Raw genomic sequence first — 26,122 nt, 5'->3', positions numbered from 1 at the left:
GAGTTAGCTGCCCCACACCGCCATCGCGAGCGCAGCGAAGCAATCCCTACACCGGATCGAATGCCCGGATCGGCGGCAAATTGCCGGTGAACTTCTCGACCTCGACCGTCGTCAGCTGCCCGGTGCAGCCCTGCGCAAAGGAGGAGGTGCCGATGTCGCGGGTGAGCACGTTGGGATTGCCGTGAACGCAGAGCGGGGCGTCGTCCTCGGGATCCATCGGATCATACCAGGCGCCGGTCGGAAGCTGCACGACGCCGGGCGCAATGCCGTCGGTGACGTGGACGGCGGCAAGGCACGCGCCGCGGTCGTTGAACAGGCGGATGATGTCGCCGTCCTTGATGCCGCGCGCGTCGGCGTCAACCGGGTTCATGCGCGCGACCTCGCGGCCGCGGTGCTTTGCTCCAAGCGAATGGCCGCCGAAATCGAGCTGGCTGTGCAGGCGCGTCACCGGCTGGTTGGCGACGAGGAAGCACGGTGCGCCGGGCTTGGGCATGTCGGTCTTCTCCAGCCAGACCGGATGACCGGGACAATCGGCATCGCCATGGGCGGCGATCTTCGCCGAATAAATCTCGATGCGCCCGCTCGGCGTCGGCAGTGCATGATTGACCGGATCCTCGCGGAAGCGGCGCAGCCGGCCGCCGTCATCCGGCTGCTGCGGCACGACCAGGCTGCCGCGGCGCCAGAATTCGTCAAAGCTCGGCGCCTCCAGGCCGCGCTTGGCGAGCGAGGCGCGGGTCGGCTCGTAGAGATGCTGCAGCCACTGACGGGACGTGCGTCCCTCGGTGAAGGGTTCACGCGCGCCGAGACGATCAGCGAGATCGGCGAAGATGTCGTAGTCGTCGCGCGCAAGGCCGAACGGCTCGGCGATCTGATGCATCGCGACCATGAGAGGATCGTTGGTGGAATAGCCGATGTCCTCGCGCTCGAGCGTCATGGTCGAAGGCAGCACGATGTCGGCGTGCCGCGCCGTCGCGGTCCAGGCGAGCTCGTGCACGACGAAGGTGTCGAGCTGCGCAAAGGCCTTGCGCAGCCGGTTGATGTCCTGGTGGTGGTGGAAGGGATTGCCGCCGGCCCAGTAGACCAGGCGGATGCCCGGATAGGTCCGCGTCTCGCCATTGTAGCGATAGGTGGTGCCGGGATTGAGCAGCATGTCTGCGATGCGCGCCACCGGAATGAAATCGGCGACACCGTTGCGGCCCTGCCCCAGCGTCGGACCCGGCACGTCGTTGACGCGGCGGCCGTAATAACCGATCGCCCCGAGAGAATAGGCATAGCCGCCGCCAGGAAGGCCGATCTGGCCGAGGGCCGCCGCCAGCACCATGCCCATCCATACCGGCTGCTCGCCATGTTCGGCGCGCTGGAGCGAGTGCGAGACGGTGATCAGCGCGCGCTTCCCGGCAAGGCGGCGCGCCAGCTTGCGGATCGTGCTCGCATCGACGCCCGAGATCGCGGCAGCCCATTCGGCGTGCTTCGCCTGCCCGTCGCTCTCGCCGGTGAGATAGCGCAGGAAAACCGGCCAGCCCTCGGTGTAGCGATCGAGAAAGGCCTGGTCGTGGAGGTTCTCGCTCACCAAGGTATGGACGATGCCGAGCATCAAGGCGGTGTCGGTGCCGGGCACGCAGCTCATCCATTCCGCACCGGCCTCGACCGGCAGATCGTCGCGCAGCGGACTGACCAGGATGAACTCGCAGCCGCGCCGGCGCGCAGCTTCCATGGCGCCGCGCTCGACATGTTTGCTGATCGAACCGCCGGCCACCATGGAGTTCTTCAACGCCATGCCGCCGAATGCCAGCACGATGTCGGTCTTATCAGCAATCTGCTCCCAGGTGACGTTGCGCTTGGTGATGTCCTCGTAACCGCAGAGGATCTGGGGCAGCAGCACCGAGGATGCGCCGGAGGAGTAGGTGTTCACCGAACGCACATAGCCGCCCATCGCAATGTTGAGGAAGCGATGCACCTGGCTCTGGGCGTGATGGAAGCGGCCTGCGCTCGACCAGCCATAGGAGCCGCCGAACACGGCGCCGGGCCCGCGCGTGTCGCGGATGCGGCAGAGCTCGTCGCCGAGAAGGTCGAGCGCCTTGTCCCAGCTCACCGACACGAACTCGTCACGACCGCGACGGTCGTCCGGGCCCGGCCCGCGCTCGAGCCAGCCGCGGCGGATCGCCGGCTGCGCGATGCGCGCCTGGTGGCGGAGCGCGCCGGGGAAATTATCGATGATGCCGTTCGGATCGGGATCGCCCGCATAGGCCCTGACCTCGAGCCCGGCCGCGCCGTTGCGCGCCGAGAATACACCCCAATGGGAGGTGTGCGGCTTGAAGCCGTCCGAGAGGTCGAGGCCGGGGTCGGGGAAGCCAATCGTATCGTCCATCGCGAGATCCTTGTTCCGGGACATGGCACGGTTCAGCCGCGCCCCGAGTCAATTCCGGTGGCAGTATACCGATCCACCCCCTGATGTCGTCGGACTCAGGGTCGGCGGAAATGCTGGGCTCTCGTGCGCAACTGCATCTTGGTGAACATTCGGCGGGCAATCGACGACGATTCTACCGTAAATTTATCCTTTTATTTTCAAAGCCTTATCTGACCACCTTCGGAGGCCCCGGTCGAACCATTTGCAGGCACGCGAGATCTCCTGCAGCGACAACGACAAGGAAATGTGCGATATGCCCGCCCATCTCCTTAAACCAACATCGGCGTCATCATGATCCAGCGCGTCTTGCCCTACGAAGGACTCCTCCATGAAGTGGTCGAGCACAACGGTGCGCTCTACATCGGTGGAATCGTCCCCGAGGACACCAGCCTCGATATGTCGGGCCAGGCCAACGACGTCCTCGGACAATTGGCGCGCCTGTTGAAGACGCTCGGATCCGACCTCGCCAACGTCCTGCAGGTGACCATCTACATGACCGACCTGAAGGAGAAGGCGCAGTTCAATGCAGCCTGGAAGGCGCATTTCGCAGAAGCGCATCTGCCGGCGCGGGCCGCAATCGGCGTGGCCGATCTCGGTCCGGGCGTCAAGCTCGAGATGACCGCGATCGCTGCCCGGCAATAGCCGCGCGCGGGCGGTTCATCAGATGACCTTCGCCTGCGCGAGGCGAGCGATCTCGTCCTCCGACAGGCCGAGCCAGCGCTGGTAGATTTCGCGATTGTCCTGGCCGATGTCGCCGGCCGAGTTGCGGAGCTGCGCACGGTCGGCCGTGAAACGCGGCACGACATTGGACATCGCCACCGAGCCGAAATGGCGATCGGGTACGCGAGTGATCATCTCGCGCGCCAGGGATTGCGGATCGGCGGCGATCTGGTCGATCGCGTAGATCGGCGCCAATGTGCCCTCCTCGGCCGCAAAAGCGGCAAGCACCTCTTCGAGCGTATGATCGCCGCACCATTGCGCGAAGATAGCGTTCAACTCCGCCGAATGGTTGACGCGCCGTGCATTGTTGGAAAAGCGTGGGTCGTCGATCAGATCCGGCCGGCCGATCGCCCGGCAATTCGCGGCAAACAGCGCATTGGTCGAGCCCGCCAGCGTGACCCAGCGGTCATCGCGGGTCCGGTAGACCGCCGCCGGCGCGGAATAGGCGTTGCCGTTTCCGATGCGGCCGCGCACGTCCCCTAACTGGTCGAACTCGATGGCGGAACGTCGAGCAGCCGGAACACCGCCTCGGTCAGCGCGAGATCGATCTCTTCGCCCGGCGCGTCCGGATTTTTCGCCCGCTTCCACAGGGCCGCGAGCGCGCCGACCGCGCCGAACAGGCCGCCGATCGCATCGCCGAGGGGATAGCCGGGATGCATCGGCTGGCCATCGGCCTCGCCCGTGATGTAGGTGAGCCCGCCCATCGCCTCGAAGATCCGCGCGAAACCCGGCCTGTCGCGATACGGCCCATCCTGACCGAAGGCGGTGGCACGCAGGATGACGAGGCGCGGCTGGATCTGCCACAGCACCTCCTTCGACAATCCCCAGCGGTCGAGCGTCCCGGGCCGGAAATTCTCGATCAGCACGTCGAAATGCGGCAGCATCCGCTTGAACAGTTCGACGCCTTCCGGCTTGCGCAGGTCGAGCGTCGCGAACTTCTTGTTGCGGTTCACGCTCTTCCACCACAACGGCTTGCCGTCCTTGAACGGCGGAAAGGCGCGCACGCCGTCGCCCTGGCCCGGCATCTCGATCTTGAGCACATCGGCGCCGTAATCGGCCAGCAGCGTCGCGGCGAACGGCGCGGCGACGATGGTCGCGATATCCAGGACCTTCAACCCTTCGAGCGGCCCGCTCATTTCACTTCCCCGAACCCATTGAACTTGATTGACGGCTCACACCGCATCCCGCAGCAGCAGGCGCGCGATGTTGAGCTGATGGATCTGGCTGGTGCCCTCGTAAAGCCGGAACAGCCGGACGTCCCTGTACCAGCGCTCGATCGACGAGTGATCGGCGATGTAGCCGGCACCGCCGAACATCTGCACGCAGCGATCAGCCACGCGGCCGCACATCTCGGTCGCAAAGTATTTGCACATCGACGCTTCGAGCGCGACGTCCTCGCCGCGGTCGCGCTTGCGCGCAGTCTCGAGGATCATCGACTGCGCCGCGAAGATCTCGGTCCGGCAGTCGGCGATCATCGCCTGGACCAGCTGGTAGTTCGCGACCGGCTCGCCGAACTGAACGCGGTTGCTGGTATGGCGGATCGCCATATCGAGCATCCGGATCGCCGGTCCGGTCGACAGCGCGGCGAGGTGAATGCGCTGCTTGTTCAGCACCTTCACGATGATCTTGAAGCCCACGCCTTCGCGGCCGCCGATCAGATTGGCCGCGGGCACACGGCACTGGTTGAAATAGACCGCGCTCACGGGCGAGCCGGCCTGCCCCATCTTGCGATAAGGCGCACCGGTCGCAAGGCCTGCGCTGCCGCGATCGACGATGAAGGCCGAGACACCCGTCGCGCCTTTCGACTGCGGATCGGTTCGCGCCGTGACCGTGAAGACATCGGCGACGGGCGCGTTGGTGATGAAGCACTTCTCGCCGTCGAGAACATAGTAATCGCCTTCGCGGCGAGCGGTGGTCCGCACATTCGAGGCTTCCGAGCCGGCGTCGGGCTCGGTCACGGCGAGACAGCCAGTCCATTCGCCGCTGGCAAGGCGCGGCAGATAGGCCTGCTTCTGCTGCTCGGTCCCATCGGCGACGATGCCCTCCGAACCGATGCCGGTGTTGGTGCCGACGCGGGCGCGAAAGGCGACCGAGCATTGCGACAGTTCGAACGCCGCCAGCACGAGTTCTTCCGTGGTGAGCCCGGTCCCGCCATAGGCCTCGGGGATGCTCCAGCCGAAGAAGCCCTCTTCGCGCATGGTGGAGACGATGTCCGCCGGGACCTCATCGCCGTCTTCGACGCGCGCCTCGGCCGGAATGGCGATGTCGCGGACAAAGCGCCGGACGCGTTCCAGCAGGGCCTCGAAGGCGGCAGGTTCACGGATCATGGCACGGGCCTTCCGATGTCACTCATTCCTGGAGCGCTTCCTCGCGCCGCGCGCGGATCGTCGGCAGCATGATCAGGATGATCGCAATGACGGCCGCGGCCAAGAGGCTCGCCGAGATCGGCGACGTCAGCAACACGGTGGCATCGCCCCGCGACAGCACCATGGCGCGGCGGAAGTTCTCCTCGATGGCCGGGCCCAGGACCAGGCCCAAGAGCAGCGGCGCCGCCGGCAATTGCAGCTTGATCAGGACGTAGCCGAACACGCAGAACATGGCCGCCTCATAGACCTCGAACGTTCCGCTGTTGATGGAATAGACGCCGATCGAGCAGAACACCATGATCGCGGGGAAGAGATAGCGATAGGGAATGGTGAGCAGCTTCACCCACAGCCCAACCAGCGGAAGGTTGAGGATCAACAGCATGAGATTGCCGACCCACATCGAGGCGATCAGGCCCCAGAACAGGGTCGGGTTCTTCGTCATCACCTCCGGGCCCGGATGGATGTTGTGGATGTTCATGGCGCCGACCATCAACGCCATCACGACGTTGGAGGGAACACCTAGGGTCAGCAATGGGATGAACGAGGTCTGGGCGCCGGCATTGTTCGCGGACTCCGGGCCCGCAACGCCTTCGATCGCGCCCTTGCCGAACTGCTCGGGATGCCGCGACAGCTTCTTCTCCAGCGTGTAGGACGCAAAGGACGACAGCACCGCGCCGCCGCCGGGCAGCACACCCAGCAACGTACCCAGCGTCGTGCCGCGCAGCATTGCCGGCACCATGCGACGGAAGTCGTCGCGGGTCGGGAACAGATTGGTGATCTTCTGGGTGACCAGCGACAGCTTGTCGTCCTGCTCGAGATTCTTGACGATCTCGGCGAAGCCGAAGATGCCCATCGCCAGCGGCACGAAATCGAGACCATCGAACAGCTGGGGGATGCCGAAGGCAAAACGCTGGCTGCCGCTGTTCAGGTCAGTCCCGACGAGGCTCAAGAGCATGCCGAGCACGACCATGCCGATGCCCTCGATGAACGGGCCGCTCGACAGCACCGAAGCCAGGATCAGGCCGAGGATCATCAGCGCGAAGAATTCCTTCGGGCCAAACAGCAGCGCGGTCGCAGTCAACGGCCCCGCGAGCGCTGCAAGAGCGAGCGTCGCCACGCATCCGGCGAAGAACGAGCCGATGGCAGCGGTCGAAAGCGCGACGCCGGCGCGGCCCTGCTTGGCCATCTGGTAGCCGTCGATCGTGGTCACGACGGATGAGGACTCGCCGGGCAAATTGACGACGATGGCCGTGGTCGAGCCGCCATACTGCGCGCCGTAATAGATGCCGGCGAGCATGATCAGCGCGGCGTCCGGTTGCAGCGCATAGGTGATCGGCAGCAGCATCGCGATGGTCGCGAGCGGACCGAGCCCTGGAAGCACGCCGATCAGGGTGCCGAGCAGGCAACCGAAGAAGGCGTAGAGCAGATTGGCGGGCTGGGCGGCCGTGGCAAAGCCGATTGCCAGGTTGTGGAAGAGATCCATCGGCCGGCTCGCTCAGTTGAGAAGGGACGGCCGGACGGGCAATGGCAGCCCGAGACCATAGACGAAGACGGCAAGGCACAGCACGATGAGCACCGCCGCGTTGGTCAGCGCGCCGGTCCAGGTGAATTCGTGACTGGCCCTGCTCGACACCATGATCAGCACGAACAGCGCACCGATCAGGCCGAGCGGAAACAAGAGGGCGCCGAACAGGACCACGGATCCGGTGATCCAGGCGAGGCCCTTGAGGTCCCATGCGCGCAGCGCCTCCCGGCCCGCAGCCGGCTTCATCGCACCGAGGATCACGACAAGACCGATGGCGGCGAGCACGATCGCGAGCAGGCGCGGGAAATAGCCCGGCCCCATCTTCGCGGCCGTACCTGCGGGATACTGCAGCGCCGTCACGAAGAAGAAGATGGCAAAGGCGAGGAACAGGGCGCCGGACGCAAAGGCCCTGTGATTGCGGATCGCCAATCCCTTCATGTCCGTCCTCCCTCACCCGGTCCCTTGCTACCGTTCGCGGAGCGCTCCTCGAGTGCCTCCATCAGAACCGGCACGCCGATGGCGCAGGCATGCACGCCGAGATGCGCAGTCATCTGGAGGACCTGACGGATCTCCCGCTGACCGATGCCGAGCCGCAGCGCCCGCTTGATCTGCACCCGCAGCCCTTGCGGATTGAGCGCGGTGAAGCAGGCGTTCAACGCAAGCGAGATCAGACACTGCGATCGCCGGTCGAGACCGTCGCCTGCGGACCTGTCTGCGAGGAGATCGAGCAGGACGGCGAAATAGCCGGGATCTGACCGCAGCCATTGCTCGCAGAAGTCCGGCCAGTCTCCGAATTGCGCGACATAGGCATCGCGCAACGCCTGCTGCTCTTTGGTGAGTTCGGAACGATCGGCCTGGATTCCGGCGCTCGCCAATTCCTCGGCAAGGATGCCGATGCCGACGTTGCAGCCGTCCAGCCCCTGCATCGTCGCGAGGCGAAACACGCCGATGATCTCCCGCGCGGTGGCACCCTCCTGAAGCGCGAGGCGCAGGTGAAGCGCGAGGCCAGAGCGGAACAGATGCGTCGACGAGCCGTCGAGGGCGACGTAGATCAGCTCGCACATCTTGCGAGACAGCGGTCCGTTCTCTGCGGCATAGCCGCCGTATTTGCCGTAGGCTTCCAGAAACGCCGGATCGAGCCGCAGCAGGCCCTCGGTCCAGGGCCGCCAATAGCCGCGCGCCTTGACATAGGCTTCCTTCAGCACCTGCTGTTCCGGCGTCAGGTCGGACATCGCGCTTGTCCCGTCAGGCAATGTTGGTCAGGGTGATGCCGCCATCGACGGTGAGCACCTGCGCCGAGATGAAGCCGGCCTCGTCGCCGGCGAGGAAGCAGATCGCCTTGGCGATGTCATCGACCGTGCCGAGCCGTCCCAGCGGCGTTCGTGCGACCCGGCGCGCGTCGAGCTCGGCATTGCGGTTGCGCATCGTTCCTTCGGTCGGAATTGCTGAAGGGGCGACAGCATTGACGCGGACGTTGCGCGCGCCGAGCTCGGCGGCGGCAGCCCGCGTGATACCCATGACGCCGGCCTTGATGCCGCTGTAGACGATGCTGTTCTTGGCCGAGATCAGGCCGGCGACCGAGGCAACGTTGACGATGGCGCCGCCGCGTTCCGCATCCATGACCTCCGCGGCGGCCTGGATTCCCCAGATGATCGCCTTGAAGCCGATGTTGAGCATGCGATCGACGGTCTCCGGAGCGATGTCCGGAACGGATTGATAACGCACCCACGCCGCGTTGTTGACGAGGATGTCGAAACGCCTCTGCTGCTCCGCCAATCCAAGCACCGCCTGCCGCATGCCGTCGCGGCTGGAGACGTCCTGCGTAACGGCGACCGCATTGCCGCCGGATGCCTTGATCGCCTCCACGGTGTTATCGACGAATTCGGGCTTCAAATCATTGACGCCGACGATCGCGCCGCGCGCGGCGAGCTTGAGCGCGGTTGCGCGCCCGATGCCGTTTCCGGCGCCGGTGACGAGTGCGACGCGGCCTGCGAGCGTCTGATCCCTGGTTTCGGTCATGGCTGTCTCCCTCACGCTCCTGTCCTTCAAGCTCCTGCCTCGGCAAACGGAGCAATTTCCGATACGTAACGGCGGCCGAACGTGCTGATCAGGCCGCTGGCGTCACCCTGGGCCTGGAGCGTGCGGATGCGGCGCAGATGGCGATGCACCGGCACGTCCCAGGTGAAACCCATGCCGCCATGGATCTGCAGCGCGCCTTCGCTGATCGAACTGCCATAGGTCACCGCGGCCAAGAACGCGGCATCGCGCTGCACGGGACCACCATCCTCGGACAGGCTGCGCGTGATCGCGTGACGAATGCTCTCGAGGCCGAGCTTCTGGCGCGCCAAAGCATGGCGGATGGCCTGGTTGTAGGACAAGGCGTGGCCGAACTGGCGGCGCGTCGATGCATGCTCCTGCGCGAGCGCCAGACACGCTTCGGCCGATCCCAGGATGGCCGCGGCGCGGAGCACATTGGCGTCCGAGCTGAGCAGATCCCAGGTGCCGGCCGGCAGGATGGAGCCGATGGGAACCTCGACCTTTTCCAGCCGCACCACGTGCTCCGGCACCGTCAGATCGAGCCCGGCCGCGTCCTCCACCACAACGCCTTTGGCATTGGCCGGAATCAGCGCCGCGGCACCGCCACTCATCCGCACCAGGATATGGTCAACCGACGCCGCGCAAGGGGCGCGCGCGAGCGAACCATTCAGCAGCGACAACCCGCCGTCCCGCTCGGGAACAGCCTCACCCTGCCACGCGATCGTTGCCAACTTCTCGCCGGACACGATCGCAGCGGCAAGACGCGTCAGCGATGACTGGAGCAGCCGGCCGACGAGAATGGTCTCCAGCAGTGGAAAGCCGAGCAAACCCGAGTGAGCGGCAGCGATCACCGGCACCGCGAAACCGAGCGGCAGGGCTAGTCCCCCCACCTCTTCATCCGCGATGATCCCGAGCAGACCATCGCTGGCGAGATTTTGCGCCTGTTCGCGCACGCCCAGACCGGCACATGCGGTCACAGCGCGTGAAGCGGTTGCCGCGAACTCGTCGGGCTGAAGTCCTTCGGCCATGCTCATCATCGTCCTCTTCGAATAGCTTGCGACTACGTTCGTTCACTAGGCGAGATAACCGCCGTCGACCGGCAGGATGACGCCGTTGACATAGGATGCCATCGCCGATGCCAGAAAGATCACCGGCCCCGCGATCTCGTCGGGCTGTCCCACACGCTTCATCGGCGTGCGCGCCATCAGCCCGGACAGCCGCGCCGGATTGTCGCGCGTGATCTCGCTCATCTCGGTCGCGATGATGCCGGGCGCGACGGCGTTGACCCGGATGCCATCAGGCGCGAGATCGCGGGCGAGCGCCTGCGTGAACAGCCTCACCGCCCCCTTGGACGGCGAATAGCCGAGCGCACCATTCATGCCGCCAAAGGCCGCGACCGAGGCGACATTGATGATGGCCCCGTGTGTCTTGCGCAGCGCTGGGATGAAGGCATGCACCACGTTGAAGGTGCCGTTGACATTGACGTCGAAGACCTGGCGCCAGTTCTCGTGGGCGCGCGGGCTATCGATCGGCTCGCGGATGATGATGCCGGCATTGTTGACGATCACGTCGGCGGGGCCGATCTCCTCGTCGACACGCTTCGCCACATCACGACAGGCCTCCGCATCCGTCACATCGAGGGAATAGGCGGCCGCCTCTGTGCCTCCGTCCCTTATCTCGCGAGCGGCGGACTCTGCGCGGTCCTGGCGCAGATCGGTCAGGACCACCCTCGCCCCGGCGGCCGCGACGCCGAGCGCGATGGCACGTCCGATCCCCTGGCCCGCCCCAGTCACCACGATCAGACGATCGTGCAGCAGGCCCCCGACCTTGCCCTGGGAGGCCACTATTTGCCTCGCGACAGCTGGAGGATGCGGTCGGCGATGATGCCGAGCTGGATCTCGGTCGTGCCGGCATAGATCGTCTCAGCGCGCGCCTGCAGGTAGATGGCTTCGAACCGTCGCCGCGCCACCTTGACCGCGGGATTCTGCGGCAGCGATGACTGCGACAGCAATTCGATCGCGAGCGCGGCAAAGCGTTGATGCGACTCGCTCCAATAGAGCTTCGCAAGACTGCCGCGCGCCCCGATCTTGTCGCCGCTCGCGAGCGCCTCGACGGCGGTCTCGACATGCGCCTTCAGCACCTCGATCTCGACGGCGACCTCGCCGAGCCTGACCGCGTAGTGCCGGTCCGCAACCATCGCCGACAGCGCCGTGTCGGCCTTGCAGGCCGAGATCAGATGGCGCAGCTCGTTCTCGAAGCGCCAGGCGCGATACATGCGGTTGGTCGCCCGCTCGATCTCCAGCACGCGGATGGCCGCGGCCCAGCCCTCGTCGGGCGCGCCGATCGCGTCTTGCTGGGCGACCTCGACCTCGTCGAAGAAGACCTCGCAAAAGCTTTCGCGACCGTCGATCGACTTGATGGTACGCACGCGCACGCCCTTGGCATCGAGCGGCACCGCGAACATGGCAAGGCCGCGATGGCGATCCTCCAGCGGTCCGGTGCGAGCGAGCACGAGACAGCGCTGCGCGCGATAGGCGCCGCTGGTCCAGATCTTCTGGCCGTTGATGCGCCAGCCGTCACCGTCCCGCGTCGCACGCGTGCGCAGGCCCGCAAGATCGGAGCCGGCCTCGGGTTCGGAAAAACCCTGGCACCAGATGTTGCGCATCTCGAGGATCGCGGGCAGGAAGCGCCGCTTCTGCTCTTCGGTGCCGACCGCCAGGATGATCGGGCCGGCGAGCTCCTTGCCGATCGAATTGACGCTCTCCGGCATCGCCAGCCGGCCGATCTCCTGATTGGCGATGAGATGTTCGCGCAAGGAGCGACCATGCCCGCCATAGGCCTGCGGCCAAGTGATGCCGGTGAGGCCGGCGCGGTACATCGCGGCCTCCCAGGCCGCCGACTGCTGCAGCGTGGGCGACGCGAACGCGGCGCTGTCGCTGCGGAAGCTGGCAGGCAGATTGGCATGCAGCCAGCGACGCATCGCATCGCGATAGGCTTCGCCCGTCAGGTTCTCGCCCGCGATGGATTTGGTCGATACCGCTTCAAGTACACTCATCGCCTGCTTCCCGCTTTCGCCATACGTGCCGTCATGTCCTGCCGGCTATTCGTTCTTCACTGCGACTTTGAGAAGGTCGCAGGCGCTCTCCGAGGCCGGCCGCCACGCATCCTCGGGTGCGATCGTGCCGGTGATCTCGTAATAATCGTAGGTGTATTTGGATTCCGCCGGCGTCTTGATCCGCGCGACGTAGAGCGGACGCATCACCTGGCCGTCGGCCCTGATCGCGACGTTCTTCATCTCGAAATCATTGACCGGCGTGTTCTTCATCTGCCGCATCACGGCATCGCCATCATCGGAACCGGTGGCGGCGACCGCCTTGAGGTAATGCGTGATGGCACTGTAAGTCGCCGATTTGCCCTCGTTGAGCAGCTGACCATTGGTCGCCTCGGCATATCGCTTGGCGAAGGCCCGGCTCTCCGGCGTCATGTCCCAGTAGAACGGCGTCGTCAGCCGCACGTTCTGGAGATCCTTCAGACCGATCCCGTGGGTCTGGCTGATCATGAGACCGAGCGGGACGAGCAGTTGCGACTTGGTCAGCCCGAACTCCTGCGCCTGCTTGATCGTATTGGCGAAATCAGAGCCGGAGTTGGCGAGTGCGATCGCCTTGGCGCCGCTGGCCTGTGCCGTCAGCAGGAACGAGGACAGATCCGACGCATTCAGCGGATGCAGCACCGAGCCGACCACCTTGCCGCCGCCGGCCTTGATGAAGTTGGTCGCATCGGCCTGCCAGGCCTTGCCGAAGGCGTAGTCGACGGTCAGGAAGAACCAGCTGTCGACGCCCTGCGCGAGCAGCGCTTTCACCGTGGCCTTTGGCTGCGCGTAGGTATCGACCACCCATTGCGTGGTCATCGGCGAGCATTTGTCGTTGGTGAAGAACGAGCCCGCCGTGCCGGCCAGCATGTAGGGCTTCTTGCGGTTCTTCATGATCTCCTGCACCGCAAGCGCGATCGAGGAGGCCGAGCAGCCGACGATGGCATCGACACCTTCATTGTCGACCCAACGCATGGCAATGGCAACGCCCACATCGGGCTTGTTCTGGTCGTCGGCAATGACGAGCTCGATCTTCTTGCCGCCAACGGTTCCGCCGAAATCGGCGACCGCGAGCTTGGCGGCCGCGACCGAACCGAGACCGCAATTGTCGGCGTAGGGACCGTTCTGGTCGTTCATGATGCCGATTCTGACGACGTCGCCCGAGACGCCCTGTGCCGACAGCGGCGCGTGTGCGAACAGCAAGGCCATCATGCCGAGCGCCGCAATCGTCCATCCCCTCATGTCATCCTCCTTTTTCTACGCGTTTCCTCTGGGCCTGCTTCTGCAGCCTCTTGTCATTGAGTTCAGTGACCCTGGACCTGCCGCTGTCCGTGCGGGATCAGCAGCGCATCGAGCGCCACGGCGCCCTCGCCCCTGACACGGAGCAGCAGCGGGTTGACGTCGATTTCGGCGATCGTGTCGGCATGCGCGGCGGCAAATCGCGACAACGCAGCGACGGCCTGCGCCGCGGCGTCGAGGTCGGCGCGCGGCCGCCCGCGCGCGCCATCGAGCACGGCGAAGGCCTTCAGCGACTTCAGCATCGCCATGGCCTGCGTCTCGCTGACCGGCGCCATCTGCACCGCGGAGTCCTGCAGGATCTCCGCGAAGATGCCGCCGAGACCGACCATCACCACCGGCCCGAACACGGGGTCGATGCGGCTGCCGAGGATCAGCTCGGCGACACCCTTGGCCATCGGCGCCACGATTACACCATCGATCGCAGCGTTTGGTGCCTTGGTGGCGACGCGGTCGCGCATCTGCGCATAAGCGCGCCGGACGTCGGCTTCCGAGCTGAGGCCCACGACCACGCCACCCGCTTCCGTCTTGTGCGGCAGATCGGGTGAGGCGATTTTCAGCACCACGGGATAGCCGATCTCGGTGGCGGCACGCGCGGCGGCGTCCGCATCCTGGACCAGACGTTCGGCCAGCACCGGAACGCCGGCGTCAGCAAGCGCGTGCTTGGCGCCAAGCTCGTGGCGGAAGGCGGCGGCGGCAAGCGGCGTTGCTTGCGCCACCGCAGCGGGCTTGTCCTGCGGTCGCTGCGCCGCGGCCTGCAACCGCACCAATGCGGCAACGGTCGCACAACAGCCGTCGAAGCTTTCGATCGTCGGGAATCCCAGCGCGTGCAGCTCAGTCAGCGCGTCCTCCGGACCGTCGACACACAGGACGATCGGACGGTGCGGAAATTGCGCGCGCATGTTGCGCAGCGTGTCCATGTAGATCGAGCGCAAGCGCGGCAGATGCAGCGAGAACGGCAGCGGCAGGATCACCGTGTCGGTGCGCTCGTCCGCGACGACGGCGGTCATGATCTTCTCCAGGAGATCAGGACGGCTCGACATCTGCGCGGTGGCATCGACCGGGTTGCGGGCCGACGCAAAGGGCACCAGCTCCAGGATTTGGCGCTGAGTCTCCTGTCCGAGCTCCGGCAAGGTCAGCCCGACCGACTGCGCGGCGTCCGCGAGCAGCACGCCGAAGCCGCCCGACGCCGTGAGAATTGCGATGCCCGGCCCCTTCGGCAACCGGTCCGGCAGCAGGATCGATGCGGCATGACCGAGATCGATCAGCTCGTCGATGCTGCGCACACGCACCGCGCCGCAACGGGCAAACAGCGCGTCGAACACGGCATCCGATCCCGCCATCGCGCCGGTGTGCGAGGCGGCTGCGGCCTGGCCTGCCGCGGATGTGCCGATCTTCATGGCGATGACGGGCTTGCCGGCATCGCGCGCCTCTTCCAGCGCGGCGATCAGGCGGCCGGCGTCGCGGCAGGCCTCGAGGCAGCACAGGATCACCTTGGTGGCGGGATCGCGCGCCATCCAGGCAATGCCGTCGGCAACGTCGATGTCGCACTCGTTGCCGGTGGTGATGAAGCGGCTGACGCCGACGCCGCGCTCGCTGGCAAGGCGCATGGTGTAGCTGCCGAGATTGCCGCTCTGCGACACGATGCCGAGCGAACCGGCGGCCGGCATGCCGTGCTCGAGCACGATCGAGAACGTCGCGATGCTCTTCTCGGCGATGCTGACCGCGCCGAGGCAGTTCGGCCCCAGCAGGCGCATGCCGCTGCTCCGCGCGGCAACGCGGAGCCGGTCCTGCATGGCGCGGCCCTGCTCGCCGAGCTCGGCGAAGCCCGACGAGAAGACGACGACGCTGCGGACGCCGCGGGCAGCGCACTGCTCCACGGCCTCGCCCGCGCGCTCCGCATCGACCGCGATGATGGCGAGGTCAGGCGCCTCCGGCAGGTCAGCGACGGAGGCGTAGGCCTGCAGCCCCTGCACCGTCGCGGCCTTGGGATTGACCGGATAGATGCGGCCGGCATAGCCGTGCCGGCGCAGCAGATCGACGGGCCGCCCGCCGATCTTGGTCGCCTCCTGCGAGGCGCCGATCACCGCGATCGATTGCGGCGACATCAGCGCGTCGAGACCTTCTCCCGGCCGCATCTCAGCGCCCCTTGAACACCGGCGCGCGCTTCTCCAGGAACGCCATGCGCGCTTCCTTGGCGTCCTCGGTCTTGGACAATGCCATCGTGATGTTCTGCTCGAAGCGGTAGGCATCGCGCGGCGGCATCAGTTCGACCATGTTCGCCGCGTTCTTGGCGTATTCCATCGCGATCGGGCTCTTCGAGGCGATCTCGCGGGCGAGCTTCATCGCTTCGGGAAGCAGGTTTTCCTTGGTCGTGCAGGCCTCGATGATGCCGAGACGATAGAGCTCGGCGGCCGGCACGCGGTAGCCGGTGAAGAACATCCGGCGCATCAGGGAACGGCCGAACAGCGTGTTCAGCATGGCCGCACCGCCGGCGAGACCCACGTTGATCTCGGGCATGCCGAAGACGGCTTCCTCGCAGGCGTAGAAGATGTCGCAGGAGGCCATCAGGCCGACACCCGCGCCCAGCGCAACGCCGTTGATCGCCGCGATGACCGGCTTGGCGCATTCGCGGATGCAGTTGCCGGTCTCGCGCGTGATCCGGTTGTGGCTGTGAAACGCGCCGATCTTGGTCGGATCCGGCCGGTCCTTCAGATCTGCGCCGCTGCAGAACACCTTTCCGGCGCCGGTCAGGATCGCAACCCTGACATCCTGGCGCTCGGAAATCTCGTCGAACACCGCCACGATGCGGTCGCGCATGGCGCGATCGAGCGCGTTCACCGGAGGCCGGTTCAGCGTCACCAGCGCGATGTTGTCGGACACTTCGAGGGTGACGATATCTCCTGACATGGCTTCCTCCTTGAGCTTCTGTTCGTCTTGCTTGTGGTCGTATCGCTACGCCTGACCGATCGGTCAGCTTTCGGTGCTGATAACACCAACCGCTGTCGCTTGCAATATCCTCTCGCCGTCCTATTGACCGACCGATCGGTCAGCCATTAGATTTCGCCGCAAGCAAGAACGACCTTGAGGAGGATTTCCATGCCCAGGATCAGCCGACGCCGGGCGACAGCTCTGATCGCCGGCGCCCTCGCCGCGCCGCTTGGCGCGCCTGCAATCGTCCGGGCGCGCGCGTCGCAGATCTTCATCATCGTGCCCTATGCACCGGGCGGCTCGATCGACAGCCTGATGCGCTCGATCGCAAAAGCCATGGCGGAAAGCCTGGACCAGCCGGTCCTGGTCGACAACAAGCCGGGCGCCAACGGCATCGTCGGATCACAATACGTCGCGCGGGCGCCGAAGGACGGATCGGTCCTGCTCGCCGGCGGCACCGGGCCGATCTCGCTGAACGTACTGTTGCGCAAGAACCTGCCCTATAAGCTCGAGGACTTTGCCTCCGTCGCCATGCTCTGCAACGGGCCGCTGTCGCTCACCGTGAACGCGCGCACGCCAGCCACCGACGTCAAGAGCTTCGTCGCCTACGCCAAGGGCCGCGACAAGCCGCTGTTCTACGCCACGCTCGGTCCGGGCAGCGTCACGCATTTGTTCGGGATCATGATGGGCAAGTCGATGGGGTTTGCCGTCACCGAGGTTGCCTATCGCAACAATCCGGCCTCCATCATGGAGACGCTGTCGGGAGAATGCGACCTCAATTTCGCAACGCCCGCTGCCGTGATCGAGCATGCGCGCGGCGGTCAGCTCCGCATCCTCGCGGTCTCATCGGAAAAGCGCATGGCGACTCTCCCGGAGATCCCGACGCTGGCGGAATCCGGCTATCCCGACCTCACGGCCTCGTTCTGGACCGCGCTGCACGCGCCGGCCGGCACGCCGCGCGACGTTGTCGCACGGCTGAACGCGGCGGCCAACGCTGCGATGCAGAAGCCGGAGATCGCAAAGCAGCTCGAGACCGACGGCCTGATGGTGGATACCGGCGCGCCGGAACGGCTCGACGCCCAATTGACCAAGGACGCGGCGCTCTGGGGGCCGGTGATCAAGGCGCAAAACATCGTTCTGGAATGAGGCGTGGCTGCCGCCCGCCGGTCAGCGCGATTTGCGCCGACCTGCCTTGGGCGGCTCCGCCGTCGGAAGCTCGACCAGCTCGCCGCTGCGCAGGCCGTTGAAGATCATGTCGAAGAAGATGTCCGCGATCTGCTCGGGCGTTGCGGACTTGTTGGGATTGTACCAGCGATGCATCCAGTTGAGCGAGGACAGGATCAACCGGCCGGTCATGGGAACATCGACCTTGCGGATCTCGCCGGCATCGATCGCCTCCTGGATCAGGCCGCGCAGAAAATTCTCGAAGCGGTCGCGCCGCGTCAGCCGTTCCTTGTGCCTGTGACGGTCGGGATCGTTCCAGAACGCGGTCGTCGAGGCGATCCAGGCCCAGCGGTAACGCCGGAAATATTCCGCCGTGGCGACCATGAAAGCGCGGATCTTCTGCGACGGCGGCCCGTCAGGGATGCGATCGCGCACGAACAAATAGAGTTCGAGGGTCGAGCCGACCGCGACACGCGCGTAGATCTCGTCCTTGTTGGAGAAGTGATGATAGAGCAGCGACTTGGAGATGCCGCAGGCGAGCGCGATGTCGCGCATCGATGTACCCTCGAAGCCCTTGCTGGCGAACAGCCGCCCGGCCTCGGCAAGGATCTGCAGCACGCGGTCCGAGGCCTCGGCCTGGTTCGCAACGCCATCCTTCATCGTTGACAGTTCAGTCATAAACTCCGCAATCCATTCGTCAGCCAGAAGAGTCTTTAGAATGAAACTAGGTTTTCACCGACCGATCGGTCAAGCCCGGCGATTCCCGCGGAAGGAACCATGAGCACAATCCGCATCAGGCGCATCGGCACGACCAGGGACCGGCTTGGCGAGAGTCCGGTGTGGGACGAGCGCCGGCAGCGCCTCTACTGGATCGATTCTCTGGCCGGATCGATCCATGCGCTCGATCCCGTCAGCGCTGCAGCCGAGCAGTTCACTGTGCCCGCGCCGATCGGCTCGCTGGCACTGCGAGGCGACGGCGGCGCGGTCCTGGCCTTGCGCAACGGATTTGCGGCTTACGATTTCGACAAGCGCGCACTGACCGAAGGCCCGTCGATCGGGCTCGACCACCCGAAGGTGCGGCTCAACGACGGCAAGGCCGATCCCCATGGCAACTTCCTGGCGGGCACGATGCATGGCGACCGCGCGCCGGATGAGGCACCGCTCGGCGGCCTCTATCGGCTGGACGCATCGGGCTCCCTGCAACTGCTGGAGACGGACCTTGCCGTGAGCAACGGACCGTGCTTCAGCCCGGACGGCCGCACCTTCTACATCGCCGACAGCGCAAGGCGGATCATCTGGGCCTATGACTACCGGGCGGATGGCCCCCTCGCGAACAAGCGCGCCTTCGTCGATACGGAGGCGCAAGGATCCGGCTGCGACGGCGCAACAGTCGATGCGGACGGTCATCTCTGGTCCGTGCTCGTGCGCATCGGCAAGATCGCGAGGTTTGCGCCGGACGGACGGATCGTGCGGACCATCGACGTGCCGGTTCGTCATCCGACCAGCGTGAGCTTCGGCGGCCCCGATCTCGACATTCTCTACGTGACGTCGATTTCACGCAGCCACGCTCTCAGGGACGACCACCCCGATGCCGGCGGCCTGTTCGCCATCGAGGGCCTCGGCGTTCGCGGCCTGCCGGCGCACAGATTTGGCGCGGACTGACGGGGCTCTCCACTACCGCGTCGATCTCTTGACCTGCTTCGGCACGTTCTCCGCCATGTAGTCCACGAACACCCTGATCTTTTCCGGCAGATAGCTGCTCTGGAGAAACGTCGCGTACATGCCCTCGTCAAAGGTGGAATTCGTCACCCGGAAGCCCGGCAGCAGACGTATCAAGCGGCCACGCTTCAAATCCTCTGCTACGGTGTAATCATCCAGCAGGGCGATGCCGTGCCCGCCGGCGGCGAGATCGCAAAGCACCACCCCGTTGTTGCTGCTGAACGACGACGGCACGACGATCTCGCGTAGCCTGTTTCTGTGCATGAACTTCCAGACCACGTCGTCCGGCCCCATCCAGTAGGTCAGGCAATTGTGGCGGGTAATGTCCTCCGGCTCGCGCAATTTCGGCATCCGGGCGACATAGTCCGGTGAAGCCACGAGAATCCGCTCGCTCCTCAGCAGTCTTCGCTGCATGAGGGCCGGGTCCTTCGCCGCCTGGATCTGGAAGTCGACGTCGAATTCATCTTCGCGAAGCTGGGGACGCCGCTCGGACAGGCGCAGCTCCACCTTCAATTCCGGATAGAGCTTCTGAAAGCCCGGGATCAGCGGCGACAGCACCTTGATGCCGAACAGCGTCCGCGAATGCACCCGCAGCGTTCCGCGCGGCGCGGTCTGGAGGGCGAGCGCGGCGGCTTCGGCATCCTCGATGCCGTGCAGCACCTGCTCGGTCCGCTGGAAGAAGATCTTGCCGGCATCGGTCAACCCGAGATGGCGCGTGCTGCGGTTCAGAAGCTGCACGCCGAGTTGCGCCTCGAGCTCGCCGATATAGCGCGACACCGACGCCGGCGAGAGCCCGACGCGGCGCCCGGCAGCCGAGAAGCTGCCCTCGCGGACGGCGCTGACGAACAATTCCATGGCCTGGAGGCGATTCATCGATCTTTTCAAATTCTGCAAAGGACATGATCAGATTACGTCAATTGTTCGAAAATGCTCAAGCCCCTAACGTCATGAGAACGCGTCGCAAGAGCGACCAAGGTGGAGGAAGCAATCGATGGAATTCGGCGTATTCATTCTGGCGCAGCAGCGCGGCTATCATCAGAGCTCGCAGCAGGTCATCAACAACGCCGTCGAGCAGACCGTCACCGCCGAGCAGGCCGGCTTCGATACGGCCTGGTACGCCGAACATCACTTCAACAATTACAGCCTCTGCCCCTCGCCGCTGATGATGGTCGCGCATTGCGCCGGCCTGACCAGGCGCATCCGCCTCGGCACTGCGGTCTGTGTGCTGCCGCTGTACAATCCGGCGCGACTGCTCGGCGAGATCGGCTTTGCCGACACCGTCTCGAACGGCCGCCTCGATCTCGGCATCGGCTCGGGCTACCAGAAATTCGAGTTCGACCGTTTCGGCGTCGATCTCGACCATTCGCATGCGCTGTTCGCCGAATTCTACGACGTGCTCGAGGCCGGCATGCGCGAGCGCATCTTCTCCTATGACGGCGAGCATCTGAAGATGCCGCCGACCGCGATCGCCGTACGCACGGTGCAGAAACCGATGCCGCCGATCTGGGTCACGTCCGGCCACGGCGAGACCCTCGGCCGCGCCATTCGCGACAACCACAACCTGTTCGTCACCGCGCTGCTCAACGGCCTCGACGCAATCAAGGCCTTGCGTGAACGTCTCGAAGGGATCGCGGCCAAGGAAGGCCGGTCGATCGACGACACGCATTTCGGTTTCCTGCGCTGCGCCTATGCCAGCGACAATGACAGCGAGATCCAGTCGTATCTGGATAACGCGCGCTTCCAGCGCCGGCTGTCCGAGAGCCTGAAGTTCCGGCGCGCCCAGAGCGACGACGGTTACCTGATCAAGGAAGAAGCCGGGCCGAACGACATGAGCCTTGAGACGATGCGGAGCAACCTGCCCGTCGGCAGCGTCAACCAGGTGATCGACCGCATGCTGGAAGAGATCAGCATCCTCAAGCCGACCCACATCGCGCTGCAGACCCAGCTCGGCGATTTCGATCAGCGCACGATGCTGCGCCAGATCGAATTGTGGGGCAGCAGGATCATCCCCGCGATCCGGAAAGAACTGAAATCCGGCCGCGGCAAGGTCGCAAGCGAAGCGGTTTCGGCGTAAGCGCAACCGGCGAGGCGCGAGGTTCGGAGGCACGCCATGGGATGCCAGATGTCTCAAATGACCGATTTCCGCTCGGTCGAAGCCGCCGAATTCCGGCTGGCCATGCGCAACCTCGCGAGCGGCGTCGCCATCGTGGCGACGGGAACGGAAACTACACGGCGGGGGCTGACGGTCAGCTCCGTCACCTCGCTGTGCATGGACCCGCCCTGCATTCTCGTCGGCGTCAATTCAAGCTCCGAGACGCATACCGCCATCCTCGCCAACGGCGGCTTCGGGATCAGTCTCCTCGGCAGCGGGCAGGAGGATCTGGCGCTGCGCTTCGCTGGCGGCGCCAAGGGCATCGATCGCTTCGCCACGGCGCCGTGGGAGCAAGGCATTCTCGACGTGCCGCTTCTGGAGCCGGCGATCGGCGCGCTGGAATGCGTGCTGCATCATCACCAGGTGGTCGGCACGCACGGTCTCTTCATCGGCCGGATCGTGGCTACCCGCGGCGGCAACGGCGATCCGCTCGTCAATTTCCAGGGCGCATTGCGCGCGCTGCCGCAAGCCTAAAGCGCGATGAGATCTGGATGAATCGTCATCGCGCTTCAGGTTGTTGTCTACGCATGATCTTTCCGGAAAACCGCTTCGCACTTTTCCGGATCATGCTTTAGCCGCTTCCCTGGTGGCGATCCTGGCATCGTCACCAACCAGGTCGAGAGCGCAAGAAGGAGCCGCGTCGTGATCATCGAATGCCTGGACGGCGGCGCCGTCCGTCTGACCGAGCCATCCGACTTCAGAAAGTTCAAGCTGGTGCTGCGCGCCGAAGTCCGCACCGACACACAGAGCTGGAACGGCATCACGCTTCTCGACGATCGCAATGCGCTCGTCTCGATCGATCTGGTCCCGACCCTGCCGGGCCGTCCCGACGATGCAAGCTGGGATCAGGGCTACGCGGTGATGGTGGCCAAGGCCCGCGAGCATGGCTGGATCGATGCCGAGCGGCAGGCGATCCGCGCCCATGTCGAACGAGTGCCCTAGCCGCAGTTGCCCCGAGTCAGTCCAGCTTAATCCACACACCCTTCGTCTGCAGATATTCGTCGAGCTGTTCGGTGCCGCCCTCGCGGCCATATCCGCTCATCTTGTAGCCGCCGAACGGCATGGCGGGATCGATTGCGTGATAGGTGTTCACCCACACCGACCCTGCACGGAGGCTGCGCGAGATCACGTGCGCCTTGCTGACGTCGCGCGTGAAGACACCTGCCGCGAGCCCGTAGGGCGTCGCATTGGCTCTTTCCACGGCCTCGTCGAGCGTGTCGAACGGCAGAGCGGAAATGACCGGGCCGAAAATCTCGTCGCGGGCGATCTGCATCTCATCGGAGACACCGGCGAACACGGTCGGCTCGACGAAGTTGCCCTTGGCAAGACTGCCCTCCTTTGCGCGCCGTCCGCCGGCCACCACCTTCGCGCCCTCGTCGCGACCGCTTTGCAGGAAGCCCTCGACCTTGTCGAGCTGTCGCTGGGAAACGAGAGGCCCGATCTCCGTCGTTGGATCCGCGCCATCGCCGATCTTCAGCGCAGACGCGAACTTGCCGAGCCGCTCGACCAGTTCATCATGGATTTTACGCTCCACAAACAGGCGCGAGCCGGCAATGCAGATCTGGCCTGAATTGGCGAACGCGGCCATCGCGGCGATCGGCACGGCCTTGTCGAGATCAGCGTCGGCGCAGACGATGACCGGTGACTTGCCGCCAAGCTCGAGAGAGACCCGCTTGAGGTTGCCGGCCGACGCCCGGATGATCGCCTGGCCGGTCGCGGTGGAGCCGGTAAAGACGATCTTGTCGACACCGGGATGTTCGGCCAGAGGCGCGCCGGCCTCCGGCCCGGTTCCGGTCACCACGTTGACGACGCCGGGCGGCACACCAGCCTCGTTCATCAGATCCGCGATCAGCAGCGGCGTCAGCGGCGCCTCTTCCGACGGCTTGAGCACGATGGTGCAGCCGGTCGCGAGCGCGGGTCCGATCTTCCACACCGATGCCGCCGTCGGCGCATTCCACGGAATGATGGCGCCGACGACGCCGATGGGCTCCTTCCGGGTGAACGAGACGATATCCCCTGGCAGCGAATTATCGATGGTCTGCCCGTGGAGCGCGGTCGCCATGCCGGCGTAGTATCGCAGCATGCCGATCACGCGGAGCTTGTTCGCCCGCGTCCGGACGATCGGCATTCCCATATCGGCCGTATCGGATTGGCTGATCTCTTCCCAGTGCTGCTCGAACAGGTCGGCGATACGCAGCAGCAGCGCCTGCCGCTCGAACGGCTTGAAACGGCTCCACGGTCCGACGAAGGCGCGACGGGCCGCGGCAACCGCTGCGTTGATGTCGGCCGCTTCGCCACGCGGCACGCGACCGATGACTTCGCCGGTCGCGGGGTTGCGCGTCTCGAAGACCTTGCCCGAGCGGGCTTCCACCCAGGCGCCGTCGACGAACATCTTTCGGGTTCGGCCGTCGACCGGAAATCGGATGTCAGCTTTCGTCATCGGTGTACTCCTGTGTCGACGGAGGCGAGGGACGGATGCCCGCCACCGTTTGCTTTCGCGCTTTCATAGCGGTGATTCTGCGCCTCGGGCAGGCGTCAAACCGAATGTCAGGGCTGACCGGCCTTGGAAGGGTCGATCGAGATCTGGCGCTTCAGGGTGCGCAAGCCGAACGTCGTTCGCGACTGCCGGATGCCCGGTATCCTGTACAAAGCCTGTCGCAGGAAGCGCTCGTAGTGATCGGTATCCCGCACCACGACCTTAATGAGGTAGTCGTATTCACCGGTCACCAGATAGGCTTCCATCACCTCCGGAATACGCGACAGGGCGGCGCCGAAGCGCTCGAGTACCTTCTCGTCATGCTTGTCCAGCGTGATCTCGACAAAGGCGATATTGTTGTAGCCGAGATGGGCGTGATTGAGCACCGCGACATATTTCTCGATGGCGCCGTTTTCCTCCAGGCGCTTCACCCTGGTCCAGCACGGCGAGCTCGAGAGCCCGACCTGCTCCGCCAGCGCACTCGTCGTCAACCGGCCGTCCTCGCAAAGCGCCGAGAGAATCCGGCGATCCAGTTGATCAAGCTCCTCGACAGAGCTGCGCTTGGAGGGCATCGGTAAATCCTTCTGTCATTTGGTATTTTGCCGGGAAGACCTTCCGCCATTTTGGCACACCTGCCTGAATTTTGGGAAATTTTCTTGAAACAGGAGATTATCATGGGCCGCGAGAGAACGTGACATGCAACCTCAGCAGCCCCGGCGCGTCAGCGTGATGGCCACCACGCCCGACCCCTTTGACGGGATCGTCCGGCTTGTGCTCGACGCGGCGCGTTTCGGCTTCGGCCTCGACCAGGTCGCGATGACGACGCGATCCGATGGGAACCGAACGATACGGATGGTTCTTGAAGTCCAGCCGTCGGCCGACTGCGCGGACCTGACGGAACGGCTGTCACGCCATCCGGCGATCACGGACCTTCAAGTCGTGGAGCTCGCGTGCGAGGGCGCAGATCGGCCTGTCTCTCCAGGACCTGCAAACGAGCGGATGCTGCCATGACCAGCCCCACCCCCCTTCATTTTCACGTTCCTGAGCCTGCAAGCCGACCGGGAGGCAAGCCGGATTTCTCTGGCGTCTCGATTCCGAAGGCAGGCTCGGTCCGGCGTCCGCCGGTCGACGTGCTCCCTGAGGAGGTTCGTGACCTCGCCTACTCGATCATCCGCGTGCTCAATCACGAGGGCCGGGCAATCGGGCCATGGGTGCCGGACCTCTCCCAGGACGAGCTGGTCGCCGGCCTGCGCCACATGATGACCCTGCGCACGTTCGACGCGCGCATGCAGATGGCGCAACGGCAGGGCAAGACATCCTTCTACATGCAGCACACCGGCGAGGAAGCGGTGAGCTGCGCGTTCCGCATCGCCCTCGGCCCCGACGACATGAACTTCCCGACCTACCGTCAGGCCGGCCTGCTGATCGCGCATGACTATCCGCTCGTCGACATGATGTGCCAGATTTATTCCAACGAGCATGATCCGCTAAAGGGCCGGCAATTGCCCGTGATGTACTCTTCGAAAAAACACGGCTTCTTTTCGATTTCGGGCAACCTCGCCACGCAGTTCGTCCAGGCGGTCGGCTGGGCCATGGCGTCGGCGATCAAGCGCGACAACCGCATTGCCGCCGCCTGGATCGGCGACGGCTCGACGGCGGAGTCGGATTTCCATGCGGCGCTTGTCTTCGCCTCGACGTACAAGGCGCCGGTCGTCCTCAACGTGGTCAACAACCAGTGGGCCATCTCGACCTTCCAGGGCATCGCGCGTGGCGGCTCCGGCACCTTCGCGGCGCGTGGCCTCGGCTTCGGCATCCCTGCGCTCAGGGTTGACGGCAACGACTATCTCGCAACCTATGCCGTCGCAAAATGGGCGATCGAGCGGGCGCGGCTCAACCTCGGGCCGACACTGATCGAATACGTCACTTACCGCGCCGGCGCGCATTCGACGTCGGATGATCCTTCCGCCTACCGGCCGAAGCACGAATCCGAGGAGTGGCCGCTGGGCGATCCCGTGATCCGGCTCAAGCAGCATCTCATCGCAGCCGGCGCCTGGTCGGAAGAACGCCACAAGCAGACCGAGGCCGAGATTCTTGCCACCGTCATCGCCGCGCAGAAGGAAGCCGAGGCCTTCGGCACCCTGCATTCCGGCGGCAAGCCCTCGGCGCGCGATATCTTCGAGGATGTCTATGCCGAGCTGCCGCCGCATCTGCGGCGCCAGCGCCAGCAGATCGGAGTTTGAT

General features: G+C 65.1%; 24 protein-coding genes and 1 pseudogene. 8 read left to right on the top strand and 17 right to left on the bottom strand.

What is annotated here, in order from left to right; translation table 11 throughout:
- Positions 1–46: 46 nt before the first annotated feature.
- Positions 47–2,368: a molybdopterin guanine dinucleotide-containing S/N-oxide reductase gene (locus JQ603_RS08120; protein WP_212337938.1), complete on the bottom strand. Its 2,322-nt coding sequence runs from the start codon at positions 2,366–2,368 to the stop codon at positions 47–49.
- A gap of 330 nt (positions 2,369–2,698) precedes the next feature.
- Between JQ603_RS08120 and JQ603_RS08115 the strand changes: the two genes are divergently transcribed.
- Positions 2,699–3,049, top strand: a complete 351-nt coding sequence (locus JQ603_RS08115) for a RidA family protein (RefSeq protein ID WP_212337937.1) — start codon at positions 2,699–2,701, stop codon at positions 3,047–3,049.
- An 18-nt stretch (positions 3,050–3,067) separates the two neighbouring features.
- Here JQ603_RS08115 and JQ603_RS38405 read toward each other — a convergent pair.
- From JQ603_RS38405 to JQ603_RS08055, 12 genes and pseudogenes are all read right to left on the bottom strand, one after another.
- Positions 3,068–4,263: pseudogene (locus tag JQ603_RS38405) on the bottom strand (CaiB/BaiF CoA transferase family protein).
- A gap of 36 nt (positions 4,264–4,299) precedes the next feature.
- On the bottom strand, positions 4,300–5,454 hold the full coding sequence (locus JQ603_RS08105; protein WP_212337936.1) for an acyl-CoA dehydrogenase family protein: 1,155 nt from the start codon (positions 5,452–5,454) through the stop codon (positions 4,300–4,302).
- Positions 5,455–5,476: 22 nt separating this feature from the next.
- The gene (locus tag JQ603_RS08100; RefSeq protein WP_212337935.1) at positions 5,477–6,976 is read right to left on the bottom strand and encodes a tripartite tricarboxylate transporter permease; all 1,500 of its coding nucleotides are present in this window, start codon (positions 6,974–6,976) and stop codon (positions 5,477–5,479) included.
- A 12-nt stretch (positions 6,977–6,988) separates the two neighbouring features.
- Positions 6,989–7,456, bottom strand: a complete 468-nt coding sequence (locus JQ603_RS08095) for a tripartite tricarboxylate transporter TctB family protein (protein ID WP_212337934.1) — start codon at positions 7,454–7,456, stop codon at positions 6,989–6,991.
- Positions 7,453–8,250 carry a carboxymuconolactone decarboxylase family protein gene (locus JQ603_RS08090; RefSeq protein WP_212337933.1) on the bottom strand — a complete coding sequence of 266 codons (798 nt, stop codon included), beginning with the start codon at positions 8,248–8,250 and terminating at the stop codon, positions 7,453–7,455. The genes JQ603_RS08095 and JQ603_RS08090 overlap by 4 nt, the downstream gene beginning before the upstream one ends.
- A gap of 13 nt (positions 8,251–8,263) precedes the next feature.
- Complete coding sequence (locus JQ603_RS08085) at positions 8,264–9,037, bottom strand: SDR family NAD(P)-dependent oxidoreductase (RefSeq protein ID WP_212337932.1); 774 nt, start codon at positions 9,035–9,037, stop codon at positions 8,264–8,266.
- Between the two features lie 26 nt (positions 9,038–9,063).
- The gene (locus JQ603_RS08080; RefSeq protein ID WP_212337930.1) at positions 9,064–10,092 is read right to left on the bottom strand and encodes an acyl-CoA dehydrogenase family protein; all 1,029 of its coding nucleotides are present in this window, start codon (positions 10,090–10,092) and stop codon (positions 9,064–9,066) included.
- A gap of 36 nt (positions 10,093–10,128) precedes the next feature.
- Positions 10,129–10,899 (bottom strand): SDR family NAD(P)-dependent oxidoreductase, encoded by a 771-nt coding sequence (locus tag JQ603_RS08075; RefSeq protein ID WP_433996626.1) that lies wholly within the window; start codon positions 10,897–10,899, stop codon positions 10,129–10,131.
- A complete protein-coding gene (locus JQ603_RS08070; protein ID WP_212337928.1) occupies positions 10,899–12,110 on the bottom strand; it encodes an acyl-CoA dehydrogenase in 1,212 nt (403 codons plus the stop codon). Before JQ603_RS08070 ends, JQ603_RS08075 begins: the two co-directional genes overlap by 1 nt.
- 45 nt (positions 12,111–12,155) lie before the next feature.
- Positions 12,156–13,385 (bottom strand): ABC transporter substrate-binding protein, encoded by a 1,230-nt coding sequence (locus JQ603_RS08065; protein ID WP_212337926.1) that lies wholly within the window; start codon positions 13,383–13,385, stop codon positions 12,156–12,158.
- 62 nt (positions 13,386–13,447) lie between these two features.
- On the bottom strand, positions 13,448–15,577 hold the full coding sequence (locus JQ603_RS08060) for an acetate--CoA ligase family protein (protein WP_212337924.1): 2,130 nt from the start codon (positions 15,575–15,577) through the stop codon (positions 13,448–13,450).
- A 1-nt stretch (position 15,578) separates the two neighbouring features.
- The gene (locus tag JQ603_RS08055; RefSeq protein ID WP_211405885.1) at positions 15,579–16,349 is read right to left on the bottom strand and encodes an enoyl-CoA hydratase/isomerase family protein; all 771 of its coding nucleotides are present in this window, start codon (positions 16,347–16,349) and stop codon (positions 15,579–15,581) included.
- Positions 16,350–16,538: 189 nt separating this feature from the next.
- Between JQ603_RS08055 and JQ603_RS08050 the strand changes: the two genes are divergently transcribed.
- A complete protein-coding gene (locus JQ603_RS08050; RefSeq protein WP_212337922.1) occupies positions 16,539–17,516 on the top strand; it encodes a tripartite tricarboxylate transporter substrate binding protein in 978 nt (325 codons plus the stop codon).
- A gap of 21 nt (positions 17,517–17,537) precedes the next feature.
- Here JQ603_RS08050 and JQ603_RS08045 read toward each other — a convergent pair whose 3' ends face one another.
- On the bottom strand, positions 17,538–18,212 hold the full coding sequence (locus JQ603_RS08045; RefSeq protein WP_245003415.1) for a TetR/AcrR family transcriptional regulator: 675 nt from the start codon (positions 18,210–18,212) through the stop codon (positions 17,538–17,540).
- Between the two features lie 99 nt (positions 18,213–18,311).
- Here JQ603_RS08045 and JQ603_RS08040 point away from each other — a divergent pair, with 99 nt between their 5' ends.
- Entirely contained in the window at positions 18,312–19,196 is an 885-nt protein-coding gene (locus JQ603_RS08040) for an SMP-30/gluconolactonase/LRE family protein (RefSeq protein WP_212337921.1), read from the top strand.
- A gap of 12 nt (positions 19,197–19,208) precedes the next feature.
- Here JQ603_RS08040 and JQ603_RS08035 read toward each other — a convergent pair whose 3' ends face one another.
- Positions 19,209–20,126 (bottom strand): LysR family transcriptional regulator, encoded by a 918-nt coding sequence (locus JQ603_RS08035; RefSeq protein WP_212337919.1) that lies wholly within the window; start codon positions 20,124–20,126, stop codon positions 19,209–19,211.
- A gap of 118 nt (positions 20,127–20,244) precedes the next feature.
- Between JQ603_RS08035 and JQ603_RS08030 the strand changes: the two genes are divergently transcribed.
- From JQ603_RS08030 to JQ603_RS08020, 3 genes are all read left to right on the top strand, one after another.
- Positions 20,245–21,327 carry an LLM class flavin-dependent oxidoreductase gene (locus JQ603_RS08030; protein ID WP_212337917.1) on the top strand — a complete coding sequence of 361 codons (1,083 nt, stop codon included), beginning with the start codon at positions 20,245–20,247 and terminating at the stop codon, positions 21,325–21,327.
- A 48-nt stretch (positions 21,328–21,375) separates the two neighbouring features.
- A complete protein-coding gene (locus JQ603_RS08025) occupies positions 21,376–21,879 on the top strand; it encodes a flavin reductase family protein (protein WP_245003414.1) in 504 nt (167 codons plus the stop codon).
- A gap of 168 nt (positions 21,880–22,047) precedes the next feature.
- The gene (locus tag JQ603_RS08020; protein WP_212337915.1) at positions 22,048–22,347 is read left to right on the top strand and encodes a hypothetical protein; all 300 of its coding nucleotides are present in this window, start codon (positions 22,048–22,050) and stop codon (positions 22,345–22,347) included.
- 16 nt (positions 22,348–22,363) lie between these two features.
- Here the strand turns inward: JQ603_RS08020 and JQ603_RS08015 are convergent, their stop codons facing one another.
- Both JQ603_RS08015 and JQ603_RS08010 read right to left on the bottom strand, forming a co-directional pair.
- Positions 22,364–23,845 (bottom strand): aldehyde dehydrogenase family protein, encoded by a 1,482-nt coding sequence (locus JQ603_RS08015; RefSeq protein ID WP_212337913.1) that lies wholly within the window; start codon positions 23,843–23,845, stop codon positions 22,364–22,366.
- Positions 23,846–23,952: 107 nt separating this feature from the next.
- Positions 23,953–24,453 carry an Lrp/AsnC family transcriptional regulator gene (locus JQ603_RS08010; protein ID WP_212337911.1) on the bottom strand — a complete coding sequence of 167 codons (501 nt, stop codon included), beginning with the start codon at positions 24,451–24,453 and terminating at the stop codon, positions 23,953–23,955.
- A 124-nt stretch (positions 24,454–24,577) separates the two neighbouring features.
- Here JQ603_RS08010 and JQ603_RS08005 point away from each other — a divergent pair, with 124 nt between their 5' ends.
- Together JQ603_RS08005 and JQ603_RS08000 are read left to right on the top strand one after the other, a co-directional pair.
- Positions 24,578–24,892 carry a hypothetical protein gene (locus JQ603_RS08005; RefSeq protein ID WP_212337910.1) on the top strand — a complete coding sequence of 105 codons (315 nt, stop codon included), beginning with the start codon at positions 24,578–24,580 and terminating at the stop codon, positions 24,890–24,892.
- A complete protein-coding gene (locus JQ603_RS08000; protein WP_212337909.1) occupies positions 24,889–26,121 on the top strand; it encodes a 3-methyl-2-oxobutanoate dehydrogenase (2-methylpropanoyl-transferring) subunit alpha in 1,233 nt (410 codons plus the stop codon). The genes JQ603_RS08005 and JQ603_RS08000 overlap by 4 nt, the downstream gene beginning before the upstream one ends.
- Position 26,122 lies beyond the last annotated feature (1 nt).

It is taken from the genome of Bradyrhizobium liaoningense (assembly GCF_018130825.1).
GTDB lineage: Bacteria > Pseudomonadota > Alphaproteobacteria > Rhizobiales > Xanthobacteraceae > Bradyrhizobium > Bradyrhizobium liaoningense_B.
This window is presented reverse-complemented; position numbering and strand designations above follow the sequence as displayed.